The following is a 17848-nucleotide window of genomic DNA, read 5'->3' as shown; positions in this document are numbered from 1 at the left end:
TCGGCTTGTCACATCCTGGGGCTGGAGAAGGTCCCAAGGGTCCGGCTGTTCGCCGGTTAAAGTGGCACATGAGCTGGGTTCAGAACGTCGTGAGACAGTTCGGTCTGTATCCGTCGTGGGCGTTGGAATGTTGAGGAGAGCGGACTTTAGTACGAGAGGACCGAGTCGGACGATCCGCTCGTGTCCCGGTTGTCCCGCCAGGGGCAGCGCCGGGTAGCGATGATCGGTGGCAATAACCGCTGAAAGCATCTAAGTGGGAAATGCCCTCCAAGATGAACATTCCCTGTGGCCTTTGAGCCACCTGAAGGGCCGGGAGAGACGATCCCGTCGATAGGCCGCACGTGGACACGTGGTAACACGTTCCGAGCGCAGCGGTCCTAATCGCCCGTGAGGCTTGACTCACCCTTTGCAACATCTGCAGAGCATGCAAGATCTGTGTTGAGAACCAGTACCACCGATCTACTCCATTTCCGCTTGTCGTTCCTTTTCACGACTCGCTGGCGACTAGAGCGCAGGGGCCACACCCGTTCCCATTCCGAACACGGCAGTTAAGCCCTGCAGCGCCGATGGTACTCCGATCGAGAGATCGCGGGAGAGTAGGCCGTCGCTGGCACCCCTTCGCGGGCCATCCCTCCGGATGGCCCGCGTTTTTTTTCCTCCCCACTTCCGCTTCACCCGTGACCCGCTGCGCCTTCGTCGCCGTCGTCGGCGCACCCAATGCCGGCAAGTCCACCCTGTTTAACCGACTCATCGGGCAGCGGTTCGCCATCGTCAGCCCCAGGCCACAGTCCAGTCGCCAGCGCGTCGTCGGGATTCACTCGACCGATGATGTCCAGCTGATCTTCACCGACACGCCCGGCCTGCTGGATCCAAAGTATCACCTGCAGCGCGCGATGAAACGTGAGGCACTGGAAGCACTTGAGGGCGCTGATCTCGTGCTCTTTCTCGTGGACGGGCAGCGCGACGATGCCCCAGGACCGGACACGCTCGCCAACCTCGGACTCAGCCGCCGCGCGCCGCTGATCGTCGCCGTCAACAAGCTCGATGAGCTCGGCGAGGACCGCCGTCGTCAGCTCCAAACGACGTTCCCCGAGGCGGCATTCATCTCGGCGGCACGAGGAGATGGAGTTGCCGAGCTGCTCCTCAGCATCCAGGCGGCCGCGCCCGAAGGGCCGTTCCATTTCGACCCCGAGGACGCCAGCACGCAGCCGCTCAGGTTCTTTGTCGCCGAAGCCGTGCGCGAAGCCGCGTTCGAGCAACTCGAAGAAGAGCTGCCATATGCCGTGCACTGCGAGATCGAGGAGTTCCGGGAGGATCGGACCCCCGTGTACATTCGCGCCACGCTCTCTGTGGAGCGCGAGAGCCAGAAGCGGATCCTCATTGGACATGGCGGCAGCCGCATCAGGGAGATCGGCCGCGCCGCGCGCGGCAAGGTGGAACCCCTGGTTGGTGGGGCGGTGTACCTTGATCTCTGGGTCAAGGTCGTCCCCAACTGGCGCCGCAACGTGGCCGCGCTCGCCCGGCTCGGCTTTACCCTTCCCAAGGAGTGAGCGTGAAGGTGTCGGACCTGCTGCTGGAAATCCTGGCGTGCCCGCGTTGCAAGGCCAAACTGGAGTACCGCGAGGCCGAGTCCGAGCTGCGATGCGGGGCGTGCCGTCTCGCGTACCCCGTCCGGGACGGACTGCCGATCATGCTGACCGATGAGGCGCGGCCGATTCCGTAGGCTGGTCACGTGGGCGGTCGTTGGCGCCGCGCCAGTCCTCGTGCCAGTCATTCGCGCGGCCGCTCAGCAGCGACCGCCCGCGGCGGATGCGGCCTTGTTCCTCCTGCTGCCCGTCGGTGCCCGCGCCGCCGGACTCGGAAACGCCACCGCCTCGGCGTCCGGCACCGTGGATGCCGTGTGGTGGAATCCCGCGGGCCTGGCCTCGGTCAAGCGCATCGAGACGTCGCTCAACCACTCCCAGAGCATCATCGGCACCAGCGACGCCCTGGTGATCGCCGGCGCCTCACCGTTTGGTGTCACGGCACTCGCGGCGCGCGTGCTCGATTACGGGGGCGGCGAAGCGACGGGTCCGGATTCCGTGCCGTCAGGATCGCTCTATCCACGCAACGTGTCGTTGGGCGTTACGCACGCGGTTCGGATCGGCCGCGAGATTCGCCTGGGCGCCACGTACAAGCTGGTGCAGTTCCGCTTCGACTGCAGTGGCGAATGCCCGTCGCTGCCGACGGTGCTTTCGTCGACGACGGCGTTTGACGTCGGCGTGCAGTACGAGATTCCCACCAGACTCCCGCTCCACCTCGGCGCGTCCGTGCGCAACCTCGGCGTGAAGATCCGGGAGCAGGACCTGCGCGCCAGCGAATTGCCGTCTCGCGTGCAGGTAGGGGCATCGGTATCGTACACGTTGCCGCACGCGATCGCCGAGAACGCGCGGGCCATGCTCGCGGTGGACCTGCTCGACGAGCTTCACGTCAGCAACCCGCTGCCGCGAATCGGTGGGGAGTTTGTGTGGGACGACGCCGTGTACGTGCGAGGCGGTTACGTGCTCGAGCGACGGTCCACGGAATCCGGCGGGGCATCGCTCGGCATTGGCTTTGCGCTGAGGCGACTTTCGATCGACTTCGCGCGGAACTTCTCCGGCCTCTCCGCGGATGCGGGCCAGCCGCCGGCGTTTCTTTCGCTCCGGGTTCGTTTCTAGGCTGCCGAAGCGAGCGATCCGGTCGACCGAGGACGGTTGCGGTGAGCCAGGGTCTGCCTCGTTCACGTTAGGCGGCACCTGCACCGGATCGCATTGGATCGTCATCGCCGCCAGCAACATGAAGCTGATGCCATCCGGGGCGAAGTCCCACAGGGTGCCAGGCACCAGTGGCAGGTGCGCCGGCGGCAGGATTGCCTCGAACTCGGCCGGATCGGGCTTCCATCACGCCGCCAAGGAGTGTCCGCAACTCGCGTCGTTGATTGGCGTCGCAAGCAATTTAGAGAGGCGGCAAATTCGTGGCTGTCACGCGCGGGTCCGGCTGGTCGTCGTGTCATTGGGCTGGGACCTCAGGCAACACGGGGACTCTGCTCAGCCAGCCAAGTGCTTGATCCACTGCAACTTGACGTACGCAGGGTCCAAGGGGAGCGTGACCCCGAATGGCCCTTACCCGCCGCGCGTGTCCGCTCACCCTCCTGCAGTCCTCTTCGCCAGGGCCCATGGCGAGGCGCCCGGGATCCTGCTCGGGTGGCTCGAGGGCGCACGCATTCCCGTCACGTCAGCTGGCAGCGCTGACGACCTGATGGCGCTCGCGCTGCGTGGGCGACCGCGCCTTGCCGTGTTCGATGACCGCGACGGCGAGCGCAGCTTCCTGGCGCTCCTGCGGCTCAAGAGTGATTCGTACACGGGCATCGTACCGGCGGTGATGCTCACTGACGGCTCCTCGCGTTCCTTCGAGGCGGCGTTTCGTGCCGGCGCGGACGAGGTGCTGCGCCGGGACCTGGAGCCTCGAGAGTTCCAGCGACGGCTCGACCTGCTGATCCGCCGTTCGGATCGCGACGTGTACGTGCATCCTTCGACGCGCCTGCCTGGCACCGTGGCGATCGAGGAGGAGATGCAGCGGCGCATCGATCGCGGCGATCGCTTTGCGGTCTGCTACGCTGACCTTGACCACTTCAAGGAGTTCAACGATCGGTACTCATACTACGACGGCGACCGGGTGATCCGGCTGCTCTCGATGTTGCTGCACGACGTGGTGAAGGGGGTTTGCGGCGAGCAGGGGTTCATCGGGCATATTGGCGGAGACGACTTTATCTTTGTGATTCCCGCGGAGTACGTCACGGAAACCTGCGGGGAGATCGTCACGGTCTTCGACACGCTGATCGGCTATCAATATTCCGAGCAGGATCGGCGGGCCGGGTACTTCTTCGGGAAGGATCGCCGTGGCCAATTGCATCGGGTACCACTCATGACGTTGTCCATCGGAGTCGTGACCAATGAGCGACGCACGTTCACGACGGCGGCGAGCGTCAGCCACCTGGCCACGGAAATGAAGGGGTATGCGAAGACGCTGAACGGGTCGGTGTATTCCGTGGATCGTCGTACCGACGGTGTCGAGGTGGGCGAGAAGACGCCGCCGCGCGCGCCGCGAGCCATCAGCATCGTAGACGAATGAACGTATCGTGCCCGGAGTGCCGGACGGTCTACCGCGTGGACCCCGCGAAAGTCGTGGGAACCAACGTGCGCGCGCGGTGCGCTGCGTGCGGCGCCGTGATTTCCGTGAGCGAACATCTGTCATGGGGCGACGACTTCCCGGATGGGCGGCTGTCCCCACCCCGGGTGAGCGCCGCTACCGAGCCTCGGCGACGGACCGAGGTCGCGGCGGCTTCGCCGGTGGGCGTCGCCACGACGGGGATGGCCTCGCGGACCGCCGAGCCTCAGGCTGCCACAGGTGTCACCACGCGGTCGACCCCGTTGCCCTTCGAGCCGCCGCGGGCGGTGCCCGGACCCTCGGCCGCACGACCCGTGCCCTCGACGTCGGGTTCGCCCGAGTCTGCCGCGGCCGCTCCCCGTGTTCCGCCATTTGCACCCCCTCGCCGGCCAGCGCCGCCGGCCAGCGAATACGCCGCGCCGTCATTCCCGGCGTCGAGCCTTCGACCGCCCACGCCCGTATTCACGTCGGCGGTGAGCCCGGGACCCGCCTTCGGAGCACCCCTCGCTCCGCCACAGGCCGCGACCGCGTCGGCCAACCCGGCGGCGGCCCCGGGGACACGACCCGCGTCACCAACTCCGGCGGGTCCGCCCGTGATCGGCGCCACCACCTCGGCGGCGTCGCGAACGCCGTCAGCGAGTGCGCCGAGCGCCCCGCCAGTCAGGAAGCCGCTCAACCCGTTCCTCGCCAACGATCCGAACCAGAAGGCACGCCGCCTCGCGCGAGCGCTGGTGTCCGACATGGTGGCGTACCATCCGCAGAAGCACGCCGAGGGAATGCGCGACGGCACGCTCAAGCAGCTCTTCCGCGATGAGATCAAGAAGAGCTACGAGGAGTACGTGGAGCAGGTCGGTCGCGAGTTCGCCGAAGCCACCGCGCACTTTCAGGACGCCCTGAACGAAGTGCTCGCCGGCGGCAAGCGGCTCTTCTAGGGCGGGGTACACCGCCACGCGGTGGCGTGCTAAGTTGCACACCACGACGAATCGTCGACGGGCCGTGGCTCCCTCGGGGGCGCGGCCCGCGTGTTGTCCGCCCCCTGCCGCGAAATTCCATGGCCGAGACAGAACGCACCCGAGTCCTTGCCGACTATTCGGCCCGGATCGAGGAGCTGCGGAGGTACCTTTGACGTCGGAAGCAAGCGCGAGCGCCTGACGGCGCTCGAGGGCCGCATGACCGAGTCGGGCTTCTGGGATGACCAGGACGCCGCCCGTCAGGTGGTCCAGGACGTGAAGACGCTCAAGGGATGGGTGGAGCCAGTGGACGCGCTCGGCGGTCGTACGCGGAGCGCGCTCGAACTCGACGAGATGCTGAGCGCGGAGCCGGATGCCGCGATGCTTTCCGAGCTGGACACCGAGGTCGCGGCGATCGAAGTCGACCTGCGTGCCTTCGAGCTCAAGTCCCTGCTGCGGGGCCAGGACGACTGGCGCGACGCGCAGATCGAAATCGCGGCCGGCGCCGGGGGCACGGAGGCGCAGGACTGGGCCGAGATGCTCGAGCGGATGTACATCCGGTGGGCGGAGCGACACGGCTACCAGGTCGAGATCCTCGATCGGTCGGAGGGGGAGGAGGCGGGCATCAAGGGCGCGGTGCTCGAGGTGAAGGGCCAGTCGGCCTACGGATTCCTGCGGCCGGAAACGGGCGTGCACCGCCTTGTGCGCATTTCGCCGTTTGACTCGAATGCGCGCCGGCACACGAGTTTCGCGTCGGTGTTCATCTATCCCGTGGTGAACGAGGAGATCAACATCGAGATCCGCGACGAAGACATCCGGATGGACGTGTTTCGCGCCAGCGGGGCCGGAGGTCAGCACGTCAACAAGACGAGTTCTGCGGTACGCCTGACGCACATCCCGAGCGGGATCGTAGTGTCCTGCCAGCAGGAGCGATCGCAGGGCAAGAACAAGGCAACGGCCATGAAGCAGCTGAAGAACCGGCTGTATCAGCTCGAAGCGGACAAGCAGGCGGCGGCCAAGGCGAAGCTCGACGCGACGAAGTCCGACGTCTCGTTCGGGAGCCAGATTCGCAGCTACGTGTTCCAGCCGTACACGATGGTCAACGATCATCGAACGGAACTCAAGATCCCGGACGTCCAGCGCATCATGGACGGGGACCTCGACGAGTTCATCGAGGCATACCTCAAGCAGTTCGGCGCCGGCACCAGGGAGGGAGCATGACCGAGGACCTGAACTTCGTCCTGCGGGCGCGCCGCGAGAAGCTGGCGCGCCTCGATGAGCTCGGCATTCCGGCGTTTGCCTATTCGTATGACGTGACGCACAGCGCGGCGTCCGCGCTCCGCTCGCTCCCCGAGGGCGCCGCCGAGGGGCCCGAGGTTGCCGTGGCCGGGCGCATCGTGGCCTGGCGACCGCACGGCAAGACGATCTTTGGCCACGTGGCGGATGCCACGTCGCGGATCCAGGTCTACTTCCGCCGCGACGACCTCGGTGACGCGGCGTGGTCCCTCCTCGAGTTGCTCGACATGGGCGATCTGGTGGGCGTACGCGGACCCATGTTCCGCACGCGCACGGGAGAAACGACCGTCAAGGTGGAAAGGGTCTCGCTGCTGGCAAAGTCGCTGCGTCCGCTGCCGTTCGGGAAGGATGAGATCGTCGATGGCGCGGTGGTGCGGCACTCCGGTTTCAGCGATCCCGAGCAGCGCTATCGCCAGCGCTACGCCGACCTGGCCGTGCACGCGGACGTGCGACGCCGGTTCATTGCCCGTTCGCGCATGATCACCGAGATCCGGCGCTGCATGGACGAGTGGGACTACCTCGAGGTGGAGACGCCGGTCCTGCAGCCGCTGTATGGCGGCGCGGCCGCTCGGCCCTTCACGACGCACCACAATGCGCTGGACATGCCGCTCTACCTGCGCATTGCCGACGAGCTCTATCTCAAGCGACTCGTGGTCGGGGGGCTGGAGCGCGTGTACGAGATCGGCCACGACTTCAGGAACGAGGGGATCGACCGGACGCACAATCCCGAGTTCACGATGCTGGAGTTCTACGAGGCATGGGCCGACTACACCGTGATGATGGGCCGCGTGGAGCAGCTGCTGGTGCGAGCGTCCGATGCGGTGCGCCAGGTGCTCGATGCGCGCGCCGTGAGCCCCGAGGAACGGCTGCTCCTGCCTGACGAGAGCCTGGTGTCCGTGCCGGAGTTCCGGCCGCCGTTCCCTCGCATCGAGTGGGTGCCGACGCTGAACCAGGCCCTGGGCGCAGACATCATGACGCTCGATGATGCGACGCTGCGAGCGCGTGCCGAGCGCATCGGCGTGCACAAGGTGGAGACGCTGAGTCGCCCCAAGGTGCTGGATGAGATGTTCCAGGCGCTGGTCGAGTCGAAGATCGACACACCCACGTTCGTCGTTGACTACCCGGTGGAGCTCTCTCCGCTGGCAAAGCCCAAGCGCGGCGTTCCGGGACTCACGGAGCGCTTCGAGCTGTTCGCGAGAGGCAAGGAACTCGCCAACGCCTTCAGCGAGCTCAACGACCCGATCGATCAGCGACGACGGTTCGAGGCGCAGGCGCGGCTCAGGGAAGCAGGCGATGAGGAGGCGACGGGCGTGGACGAGGACTATCTGCGCGCCATGGAGTACGGCATGCCACCGATGGGCGGTGTGGGGATTGGCATGGACCGGTTGTTCATGTACCTCTCGGGCGCCCAGAACATCCGCGACGTGATCCTCTTTCCCACGATGCGCCCGGAATGAGTCGCCTGGAGCTTGGCATTGCGTGGCGATACCTGCGCAGCCGCCGCGGTTCGCGGCTGCTGTCGTTCATCAGCCTCATTGCGATCGGCGGCGTCATCGTCGGCGTGAGTGCGCTGATCGTCGTGATGGGCGTGATGAACGGGCTGCAGCGCGACCTTCGCGAGAAGATCCTGATCGGCTCGCCGGACGTGCGCGTGCTGCCGTACGGCGAGGATCCCCGCGTGAACGACTGGCGATCGGTGGTGCGCCGCGTGCGCAGCGATGCCGGGGTCGCGGCCGCTGCACCCTACGTGCTCACGCAGGGCGTCGTGAGCGCCGGGCATGACTACCGCGAAGGCGCCTACATCGCCGGCATCGAACCGGACGCTCCGGGGAAGGAGGGCGTGACGGCCATTCGGAAGCACGCCACACAGGGAGACTTCACCTTTCGGGCCTCGGACGGCTCGACCAACGGCGTGGTCCTCGGGCGGTTGCTCGCGCAGAAGCTGAATGCGTTCGCCGGCGACACGGTCACCGTCCTCACGATCGGTGGGGCCAAGGTGAACGCCGCGCTCGGTACCATCGTGCCCGTCCAGGCGCAGTTCGAGGTGACGGGCGTGTTCGATACCGGGATGTACGAATATGACAACGCGTACCTCTACATGTCCCTTGCAGCGGCGCAGCAGGTGGCCGGCCTCGATTCGGCGGTGACCGGCATCGAGGTCCGGACCACCGATCGCTGGTCCGCGCCCGAGGTCGCTCCGCGACTCGCCGAAACGCTGGGGTATCCGTATCGCACCGTCGACTGGCAGGAGCAGAACTCGTCACTGTTCCAGGCGCTCAAGCTTGAGAAGCTGGGCATGGGCGTGATCCTGCTGCTGATCGTGCTCGTCGCGGCGTTCAACATCGTGAGCAACCTCACGATGGTCGTGACGGACAAGACCCGCGAGATCGGGATCCTGAAGGCGATGGGGATGACCGCGCGCTCGGTGCGTCGGATCTTCCTGGCGCAGGGCCTCACCATCGGGCTCGTCGGCACCACCATCGGCCTGACGCTTGGCCTCGCCGTATCCGCGGCGCTCGGCACCTACAAGCTGATCCGGCTCGACCCCTCGGTGTACTTCATCGATCACCTGCCGGTTGCCACCGAAGTCGGCGACGTGACGTTCACCATCATCGCGTCGATCGCGATCGCCGGTATCGCCACCCTCTACCCGGCGCACCAGGCAGCGCGCCTGTTCCCCATTGAGGCCATTCGCCACGAGTAGCGCACACGCGAAGCGGCGGGCCTCGGAGCCGCAGGGAGCGCCGCGACGATGACCGGGCGACTCGAACTCGGGATTGCCTGGCGATACCTGCGAGGGCGTGGCGGTTCCGCCATGCTGTCGTTCATCACGCTCATCGCCATCGCCGGCGTGGCGATCGGTGTCGGCGCGCTCCTCGTGGTCATGGGCGTGATGAACGGCCTCCAGCACGACCTGCGCGAAAAGATCCTCATCGGCAGTCCCGACGTTCGCGTGCTGTCCTTCGGCGAGGATCTCAAGATCGAGGGGTGGCGCTCACTCCTCGGTCGCGTGCGCACGGAGCGAGGGGTCGTCGCGGCGGCGCCGTTCGTGCTGACCACGGGCGTGATCACCGCCGGGCACGGTGCCAAAGAAGGTGCGTACATCGCGGGCATCGAGGCGGCGGAACCGGGGCGGCGGGATCCCACGACCATCCGACAGCAGGCCACCAGCGGGGATTTCTCGTTCCGCGCGCGTGATGGCACACGGAGCGGTGTGGTGGTGGGCGATCTGCTCGCCAAGCGTCTCGGCGCGGCGTTAGGCGACACCCTCACCGTGCTCACCATCGGTCGCGGCGCGGTGAACGCAGCAACGGGGACCGTCGTGCCGTCCCAGGCGCAGTTCGAGGTGACCGGCCTCTTTCGCACGGGGATGTATGAGTATGACAACGCATACCTTTTCGTCGCGCTGAGCGCGGGTCAGGCCGTCGCCGGCCTCGATTCGGCCGTCACGGGGATCGAAGTCAGCACGACCGATCGGTGGGTGGCGCCGGATGTCGCACGAAGGCTCGCCGAGACGCTCGGATATCCCTACCGAACGGTGGACTGGCAGGAGCAGAACTCGACGCTGTTCCAGGCCCTCAAGCTGCAGAAACTCGGAATGACCGTGATCCTGCTGCTCATCGCGCTCGTGGCGGCGTTCACGATCATCAGCAACCTCACGATGGTTGTCTCGGACAAAACGCGTGAGATCGGCATCCTCCGCGCCATGGGCATGACGTCGCGATCTATTGGTCAGGTATTCTTCGCTCAGGGGCTCATCATCGGGCTGGTGGGGACGTCCGTGGGCCTGGTGCTGGGGCTGGTGGTCTCTGCCGTCCTCGGCAAATACGAGCTCGTGAAGCTGGACCCTTCCATCTATTTCATCGACCACCTGCCGGTCGCGACCCAGCCCACGGACGTGATCTTCACCGTCCTCGCGAGCATCGGTATTGCGGCGCTCGCCACGCTGTCTCCGGCGCGCACAGCGGCGCGCCTCTACCCGGTGGAGGCGATCCGACATGAGTAGGCCTGCGGGGTGTGGCCGTGTCAGCCGTCGGGACGGTCGGCCAGTTGTGCCGGCATGGTCGTTCGCGCTAACTACCGAGACGACGGCGTCGCTATCGCGGGAGCCACAGTGCCTGTTCTGAGTGCCCGGGGAATCGTGAAGACCTACCGTGGAGGTGATGGCGGGGTTCTGAACATCCTCAATGGCGTCGACCTGACGGTTGAGCGCGGGGAAATGGTCGCGATCGTCGGGGCAAGCGGTGCAGGAAAGAGCACGCTGCTGCACGTCCTCGGCGCGCTGGACCGGCCGACCCGGGGCGACGTGGTGATCGACGGCGAGTCGATCGAGGGGCGATCCGACGAGGAGCTGGCGGCGCTTCGCAACCGCAAGGTTGGATTCGTCTTCCAGTTCCACCACCTGCTGCGCGAGTTCTCGGCGCTCGAGAATGTGATGATGCCACTTCGGATCGCCGGCGTGGAGACCTCCGAGGCGAAGGGCCGAGCCGAGGAGCTGCTCGCCCGGGTCGGACTGACCGCTCGCAAGCATCACCGCCCGTCACAGTTGTCGGGCGGCGAGCAGCAGCGGACCGCGGTCGCGCGGGCCCTGGCGGCCGATCCCGCGCTGCTACTGGCCGATGAGCCGTCCGGCAACCTGGATCACGGAAACGCCGAGCGATTGCACGAGGTGCTGTCGAGGCTGGCGCGTGACCTGGAGATCGCGCTCGTGGTGGTGACGCACAATGCCGCACTGGCGGGGCGGGCCGGGCGGTGCCTGGTGTTGGCGGATGGGGTATTGGCCGAGACTGAAGTGGGGAGAATGGTGACCTGATGCTGTGTGACGTCTGCCGGGACCTGGATGCCAGTGTGCACCTCACCAAGGTGGTTCAGGGTGAGGTGAAGCAGGAGCATCTGTGTGCCAAGTGCGCGGCGGAGCGCGGCATCGAGACGACGGTCGCAAATCCACCGAAGACCATGCTCGGTGAGTTCCTGCACGCCGTGCAGGAGCAGGCGGCGGACGCGCCGGAGACGGTGCGGTGCACGTTCTGCGCGATGACGCTGAAGGACTTTCGAGCGACGGGTCGACTCGGCTGTTCGCATTGCTACCAGACGTTCGAGCCCAGCCTGCGCGAACTGTTGCGCCGCGTGCATGGGAGTTCGCAGCACGTGGGGCGGAAGTACGTGCCGCCAGCGCCGGAACTGATGGAGCGGGCGACGACGATCGGGGAGCTCCGGGACCGGCTGCGACGTGCGATCGCGAGCGAGGACTTCGAGATCGCGGCATCGCTCCGCGACAAGATCAAGGCGTTCGAGTGATGCTGGACCTGTCGCTCATCCCTGACGGTGGGATCGGCTGGCTGGAGGGCTCCGGCGAGTTCACCGACGTGGTGCTGTCGACGCGGATCCGGCTGGCCCGGAACTTCGAAGGGATCGCCTTTTCCGGCCGGTCACGGGAGGGGGAGCGGCTGCGGGTCTTGCAGGCCGTCCGTGACGCACACCCGCACGTGGCGTCCTTGAAACACGGGGTCTTGCTGCGGCTCGACGAACTGGAGCCTAACGATCGACTCCTGCTGCACGAGCGTCACCTGGTGAGCAAGGAGCTGGCGGGGCTGGAGCCTGGCGGGGTGCGTGGCGGCGCGGCGGTGGTGGTGAGCCAGGGACTCGGCGTGATGATCAACGAAGAGGACCACGTGCGGCTGCAGGCCGTGCGGTCGGGCCTGGCGCCTCACGAGACCGTAGCGGCTGCGCTGCAGCTGGACCGGGAACTTGGCGCGCGGGTCCCGTATGCGTATCACGACGAGTTCGGGTTCCTGACGGCGTGTCCAACGAACACGGGGACGGGCATGCGGGCCTCGGTGTTGATTCACCTGCCGGGGCTCGTGCTGACGAAGGAGATCGGCAAGGTGCTGTCCGGGCTTCAGGCGATGGGCCTGACGTACCGGGGACTGTACGGCGAGGGCAGTGAAGTGGTGGGCAACTTCTTCCAGATCTCCAACCAGACGACGTTGGGTCGGTCGGAGGATGAGTTGGTCGATCACCTGCAGCGCGTGGTGCGACACGTGATCCAGCGCGAGCACGAGGCACGGCGCGTGTTGTGGCGGGATGCGGGGTATATTATCGAGGACAAGTTGTGGCGCGCGTACGGAACGTTGCGGTTCGCGCGCAGCCTTTCGTTCGAGGAGGCGATGAACTACCTCAGTGGCGTGCGCCTCGCCGTTGGACTGAAACTGATCACTGGGCTCAGTGTATACACGCTCAACAAGCTCCTGATCTTCTGCCAGAGCGCGCACCTTTCGTACGCCGAGGGGCGCACGCTCACCGAGAGCGAAGCCAGCGTCGCCCGCGCACGCTACGTGCGCCAGGCGCTGGACGCGGAGACGGACCCCACCGCCTGACGGGCGACGGGATCGCATCGAGGGATTCATGAACGGCTACAACTTCACCGAGCGGGTTCGCAAGGTTCTCCAGATGGCGCGTGAAGAAGCGCAGCGGCTTCATCACGAGTACGTCGGCACGGAGCACATCCTCCTCGGATTGATCCGGGAGGGCGAAGGGGTCGCGGCAGCCGTCCTGCAGAACCTCAGCGTCGATCTCGACGATATCCAGCAGAAGATCGAGGACACGGTCAAGAAGGGCAAAGCCGGCCAGACCACAGCGCCCGACCTGCCCTACACGTCGCGCGCCAAGAAGGTGCTGGAGCTGGCCATGAGCGAAGCGCGCGAGTTGTCGCACTCCTACGTTGGCACCGAGCACCTGCTGCTCGGCCTGCTCCGCGAGGAGAAGGGCATCGCCGCACAAGTGCTGACCGACGCGGGCGTGAACCTCGACGCGGCCCGGGCGGAGACGCTGCGCCTGCTGGGCACCGAGATGCCCGCGCAGGGGAGCACCGCGACGCCAAACCCGCCAGCGAGTCCGCCGGCCCAGTCGGCGCCGGCCAAGGGCGAGAAGAAGAGCAAGACACCGGCGCTCGACCACTTCTGCCGCGACCTGACCATGCTCGCGGGCGAGGGGCAGCTCGATCCCACGATCGGCCGCGCCAAGGAGATCGAGCGCGTGATGGAGATCCTCACGCGTCGCAAGAAGAACAATCCGGTCCTGATCGGCGAGCCCGGAGTCGGAAAGACGGCGATCGTCGAGGGGTTGGCGCAGCTGATTGCCACGGGCGAATGCCCCGATGCGCTCCGTGAGCACCGCGTGCTGTCACTCGACATGGCGGCGGTCATCGCCGGGACCAAGTACCGCGGCCAGTTCGAGGAGCGCCTCAAGGCGGTGATGAACGAAATCGCCCAGAACAAGAACGTCATCCTGTTCATCGACGAGCTGCACACGCTCGTTGGCGCCGGCGCGGCCGAGGGCGCGATCGACGCCAGCAACATGCTCAAGCCGGCCCTCGCGCGCGGCGAGTTGCAGTGTGTGGGTGCGTCCACGCTCAACGAGTATCGCAAGTACATCGAGAAGGACGGCGCCCTCGAGCGTCGCTTCCAGACCGTCATCGTCGAGCCGCCCTCCATCGAGGAGACGGTCGAGATCCTGAAGGGGCTGCGCAAGAAGTACGAGGATCACCACCGCGTGATCGTGCCCGACGACACACTCGTCGCGGCGGCCAAACTTTCGGAGCGCTACATCACCGACCGCTTCCTGCCCGACAAGGCGATCGACGTGATCGACGAGGCAGGCGCGCGCGCACGCCTCGCCGCACAGGTGCCGCCGCCGGAAGTCACGCAGCTCAAGGACGAACTCGACAAGGTCAACGCCGAGAAGGAAGCGGCGGTTCGGGACCAGAACTTCGAGCGCGCGGCGGGGCTTCGCGACCGCGAGCGCGAGCTCCAGGGAGACATCCGCAAGAAGCAGGAAGAGTGGGAGAAGCGGCGCCAGTCGCATCGCCCCACGCTCGGCGAAGACGAGATCTCATTCATCGTCAGTCGTTGGACGGGCATCCCGGTGACGCGGCTGCAGGAGGCGGAGAGCGCACGTCTGCTGCGCATGGAAGACGAGTTGCACCAGTCGGTGGTCGCTCAGGACGAGGCGATTCGAGCGATCGCGCGATCGATTCGTCGGAGCCGTGCGGGACTGAAGGATCCCAAGCGCCCCATCGGATCTTTCATCTTCTGCGGACCGACCGGCGTCGGGAAAACAGAGCTCGCGCGTTCACTGGCGAAGTTCCTGTTCGCCGACGTGTCGGCGTTGATCCGGGTCGACATGAGCGAATACATGGAGAAGTTCTCCGTGTCCCGCCTCATCGGTGCGCCCCCGGGATACGTCGGCTACGAAGACTCCGGCACGCTCACCAAGGCCGTCCGGCGCAAGCCCTACAGCGTGGTGCTGCTCGACGAGATCGAGAAGGCGCACCCGGACGTGTTCAACATCCTCCTGCAGGTGCTCGACGAGGGTCACCTGACGGACAACTACGGGCGCGTGATCGACTTCAAGAACACCGTCGTGATCATGACGTCGAACGTCGGCGCCAAGGACATCACCAAGAACAAGGCCGTCGGCTTCAGTGCCCCGGACTTCAAGGCGTCGTTCGAGCGGATGGCTGAGAAGGTCCGGGAGGAGCTCCAGCACACGTTCAACCCGGAGTTTCTCAACCGGCTGGACGACGTCATCGTTTTCCACCCGCTGCAGAAGGAGCACATCGGCCAGATCGTGGGCATCATGCTTGGCGAGGTGCACAAGCGGCTCGCCGAAGGGGAGCTGACGCTCAAGCTCTCGGAGCCGGCCCAGGAGTTCCTGGTCAAGCACGGGTACGACGAGCAGTACGGCGCCAGGCCGCTCAAGCGCGCCATCCAGCGCTATATCGAGGATCCGCTGTCTGAAAAGATTCTCGTCGGTGAGTTCTCCAAGGGGGACGAAATCGACGTCAACGTCTCGGAAGACGGCCAGAAGCTGACTTTCAAGGTCCCGAATTCCGTCCCCAGGGCGTAAGCCGGCGAGGGGCGTCGGGTGTCAAAGAATCGGCCGGGTTCTCACTGAACCCGGCCGATCCCTTTGTGTATATTCTCTGGCTATGTTGCGACGGCTCATTGCCTTCCTCTCCCTGGTCGCCCCGGTCTGCCAGGTCGCGGCGCAGGATGTTGCGGCCCAGGGTCGGTGTGCCACACCGGACTCCATCGCCGTTCGCGGGAACCGGCGGGTGCCGGAGCTCACGGTGCTGGCCGATGCCGGCCTGGTCGCCGGAACCCTGCTGAACGCGAAGTCCGTGCAGCGTTCGATCCGCGCGCTGTACGAGTCCGGCAACTTCGAGCAGGTCGCGGTGTCCTGCGACCTCGACGATACGCGCGACAAGGCCGTGCTGATCGTCGACGTGAAGGAACGCCCGATGCTGATCGAAGCGGACGTGGTCGGTGTCGACCGGCTCTCGAACCGGAGCGTCAAGGATCGGGTGGACCTGATCTACCAGAAGCCGCTCGACCCCGCGGCCGTGGCCACGGTGGTCGCCCGGATCGACTCCCTCTATGAGCGGAATGGGTACTATCTGGCCCGTGTCGCGGTCGATACGGCCGCGGCGGGTGAGGGCGCGGTGCGTCTGACTTTCCGTGTGGAGGAGGGCCGTCGTCTCGCCATCAGCGGCATTCGGGTCATGGGCAACCGGAGCCTCTCAGCTGCGGAAATCGTGGGCGCTCTCAAGACCCGCCCCGAGGGGTTCTGGTGGTTCCGCAAGGGCGAGTTCGACGATGACAAGTATGCGGGCGACCTCTCCGAGCGGTTGCCGGGTCTTTACGCCCGTCGCGGCTTCATCGACTTCCACGTCGAGAAGGACACGCTGATCATCGACCGCGAGCGCGGCAAGGCGCTCGTCCAGATCCAGGTCGACGAGGGACCGCGCTACCAGGTCGGTGACTTCATCATCAACGGCAACAAGCATTTTTCGAGCGAAGACATCAACCGCTTTTATCCGTTTGCCGACGAGACGCGCCCGGTCATGTCGCGCGTGACCGATTTCATCCGCCGCCGCAAGCCCACGCCACAGGGGGTGTTCGACGCGACGCGATGGGAGGAGGCGAAGGGGCGCATCCAGAGCGCGTATGCGACCGACGGATACATCTACGCCAACGTGCGCCCGGTGGTCGAACGCCGCGTCGGCGACGACTCGACACGATACGTGGACCTGCGGTGGGAGGTCGAGGAGCGCACGCCGGCGATCGTGAATCGGGTCGAGATCTTCGGCAACGACTACACGCAGGAACCCTGCATTCGCGACCAGCTCGTCATTCTTCCGGGTCAGGTGTTCAACCAGGATGCGCTGATCCGGAGCTACCAGAGCCTCGGCAACCTCGGGTTCTTCGAGACGCCGATCCCGCCACCTGACACGCGCACGGCCAATGAGCAGGGCGACGTGGACATCATCTTCCGCGTGAAGGAGAAGCGCACCGGCAACATCAACTTTGGCGCCTCGATGGGGCAGGGCACGGGCGTCGGCGGGTTCATCGGACTCGACCAGCCCAATCTCTTCGGTTCGTGCAAGCGCGGCTCGCTCCAGTGGCAGTTCGGCCGCTACATCAACGACTTCCAGCTGACGTATTCGGACCCCCGCATCAAGCAGTCGTTCATCTCGGGGACGGTGTCGCTCTACCGGTCCCAGGCGCGCTATTACGTGGCGGACCTGGGTCGTTCGCTCCGAACGGGCGCGAACCTGCAGATCGGCCTGCCGTTCCCCGGCTCCCGCTGGACCCGGCTCTTCCTGTCGTATGGCGCCGAGAACGTGCAGTTTGGCACGGGCGGTTTGCTGGGCAACGTGCGAGGCGAATTTGGCAATGGATCGTTCCGATCGACCCTCGGCGCGCAGCTCTCACATGATACGCGCATCGACCTTCCGTTCCCGACCGCGGGGGCCCAGTACTCGCTGGGCGCCAACTTCAACGGCGGTGTCCTCGGCGGCTCCTCCACGTTCCAGCGTTATACGGCGGATGCGTCGGTCTTTGCGCCGCTGGGTCAGATCGGTGGTGGACGACCGGGCTCGCAGCCGATCAAGTTCGTGGCCGGGCTGTCGACCAAGTCGGGTATGCTCTTCGGGAACTCGGGCCCCTTCTTCTTCTCGCAGGAGTTCGCGCTGGGCGGCGTGCAGTTCGGCGAGCGCTTGCGCGGTTACGATGAGTTCTCGATTTCACCGGACGGGTACATCACCGGGACGACGACCTTCAACGCCTCGCGCCAGTCGTTCGGCAAGGCGTTCATGACCACGACGGCGGAAGTCGGTATGCGGCTCAACCAGGCGCTCTACCTGGCGGCCTTTTACGACGCCGGCAACGTGTGGCGGCATCCGCGGGACTTCGATCCGACGCGGTTGTTCCGTGGGGCGGGGATCAGCGCGTCCACCGTGACGCCGCTCGGTCCGCTCGGGCTGGACTATGCGTATGGATTCGACCGGCTCGACGCACAGGGGCGTCAGAAGCCGAAGTGGCAACTGCATTTCAGACTTGGACAACTGTTCTAGA

14 protein-coding genes and 2 rRNA genes are annotated in these 17848 nt (G+C 66.0%); all 16 read left to right on the top strand.

The features are described from left to right. Positions 1–402 (top strand): 23S ribosomal RNA (locus IT361_18115); the annotation flags it as partial. 94 nt (positions 403–496) lie between these two features. Next, positions 497–613 (top strand): 5S ribosomal RNA (rrf, locus tag IT361_18110). Positions 614–677: 64 nt separating this feature from the next. After that, positions 678–1550 (top strand): GTPase Era, encoded by an 873-nt coding sequence (gene era, locus IT361_18105; GenBank protein ID MCC6319590.1) that lies wholly within the window; start codon positions 678–680, stop codon positions 1548–1550. Positions 1551–1558: 8 nt separating this feature from the next. Continuing rightward, entirely contained in the window at positions 1559–1723 is a 165-nt protein-coding gene (locus IT361_18100) for a Trm112 family protein (GenBank protein ID MCC6319589.1), read from the top strand. A 40-nt stretch (positions 1724–1763) separates the two neighbouring features. Then, positions 1764–2696: a PorV/PorQ family protein gene (locus IT361_18095; GenBank protein ID MCC6319588.1), complete on the top strand. Its 933-nt coding sequence runs from the start codon at positions 1764–1766 to the stop codon at positions 2694–2696. Positions 2697–3153: 457 nt separating this feature from the next. Continuing rightward, the gene (locus IT361_18090; protein MCC6319587.1) at positions 3154–4149 is read left to right on the top strand and encodes a diguanylate cyclase; all 996 of its coding nucleotides are present in this window, start codon (positions 3154–3156) and stop codon (positions 4147–4149) included. Between the two features lie 35 nt (positions 4150–4184). Next, positions 4185–5117, top strand: coding sequence for a hypothetical protein (locus tag IT361_18085; protein ID MCC6319586.1), 933 nt, complete (start codon positions 4185–4187; stop codon positions 5115–5117). Between the two features lie 147 nt (positions 5118–5264). Then, a complete protein-coding gene (prfB, locus tag IT361_18080) occupies positions 5265–6356 on the top strand; it encodes a peptide chain release factor 2 (GenBank protein MCC6319585.1) in 1092 nt (363 codons plus the stop codon). Continuing rightward, positions 6353–7888 carry a lysine--tRNA ligase gene (gene lysS / locus IT361_18075; protein ID MCC6319584.1) on the top strand — a complete coding sequence of 512 codons (1536 nt, stop codon included), beginning with the start codon at positions 6353–6355 and terminating at the stop codon, positions 7886–7888. Before prfB ends, lysS begins: the two co-directional genes overlap by 4 nt. Continuing rightward, a complete protein-coding gene (locus tag IT361_18070) occupies positions 7885–9135 on the top strand; it encodes an ABC transporter permease (protein ID MCC6319583.1) in 1251 nt (416 codons plus the stop codon). The genes lysS and IT361_18070 overlap by 4 nt, the downstream gene beginning before the upstream one ends. Positions 9136–9183: 48 nt before the next feature. Further along, a complete protein-coding gene (locus IT361_18065; protein ID MCC6319582.1) occupies positions 9184–10437 on the top strand; it encodes an ABC transporter permease in 1254 nt (417 codons plus the stop codon). A 54-nt stretch (positions 10438–10491) separates the two neighbouring features. Beyond that, positions 10492–11244, top strand: coding sequence for an ABC transporter ATP-binding protein (locus tag IT361_18060; GenBank protein ID MCC6319581.1), 753 nt, complete (start codon positions 10492–10494; stop codon positions 11242–11244). Positions 11245–11279: 35 nt separating this feature from the next. Then, positions 11280–11729 (top strand): UvrB/UvrC motif-containing protein, encoded by a 450-nt coding sequence (locus tag IT361_18055; protein ID MCC6319580.1) that lies wholly within the window; start codon positions 11280–11282, stop codon positions 11727–11729. Continuing rightward, complete coding sequence (locus IT361_18050) at positions 11726–12808, top strand: protein arginine kinase (GenBank protein ID MCC6319579.1); 1083 nt, start codon at positions 11726–11728, stop codon at positions 12806–12808. The genes IT361_18055 and IT361_18050 overlap by 4 nt, the downstream gene beginning before the upstream one ends. Before the next feature lie 28 nt (positions 12809–12836). Further along, positions 12837–15338, top strand: a complete 2502-nt coding sequence (locus IT361_18045; GenBank protein MCC6319578.1) for an ATP-dependent Clp protease ATP-binding subunit — start codon at positions 12837–12839, stop codon at positions 15336–15338. Between the two features lie 82 nt (positions 15339–15420). Further along, positions 15421–17847 carry an outer membrane protein assembly factor BamA gene (gene bamA, locus IT361_18040; GenBank protein MCC6319577.1) on the top strand — a complete coding sequence of 809 codons (2427 nt, stop codon included), beginning with the start codon at positions 15421–15423 and terminating at the stop codon, positions 17845–17847. Position 17848: the final 1 nt, after the last annotated feature.

The organism is Gemmatimonadaceae bacterium, assembly GCA_020846935.1.
In the GTDB taxonomy this organism is placed as follows: Bacteria; Gemmatimonadota; Gemmatimonadetes; order Gemmatimonadales; family Gemmatimonadaceae; genus RBC101.
Note: the sequence above shows the minus strand (reverse complement) of the source record. Positions and strands in the feature narration are given on the sequence as shown.

Bases quoted from the DNA above. Each gene is read 5' to 3' on its own strand.
- lysS (MCC6319584.1), top strand. From the start codon at position 6,353: ATGACCGAGGACCTGAACTTCGTCCTGCGGGCGCGCCGCGAGAAGCTG.
- IT361_18070 (MCC6319583.1), top strand. From the start codon at position 7,885: ATGAGTCGCCTGGAGCTTGGCATTGCGTGGCGATACCTGCGCAGCCGC.
- IT361_18065 (MCC6319582.1), top strand. From the start codon at position 9,184: ATGACCGGGCGACTCGAACTCGGGATTGCCTGGCGATACCTGCGAGGG.
- IT361_18060 (MCC6319581.1), top strand. From the start codon at position 10,492: ATGGTCGTTCGCGCTAACTACCGAGACGACGGCGTCGCTATCGCGGGA.
- IT361_18045 (MCC6319578.1), top strand. From the start codon at position 12,837: ATGAACGGCTACAACTTCACCGAGCGGGTTCGCAAGGTTCTCCAGATG.
- bamA (MCC6319577.1), top strand. From the start codon at position 15,421: ATGTTGCGACGGCTCATTGCCTTCCTCTCCCTGGTCGCCCCGGTCTGC.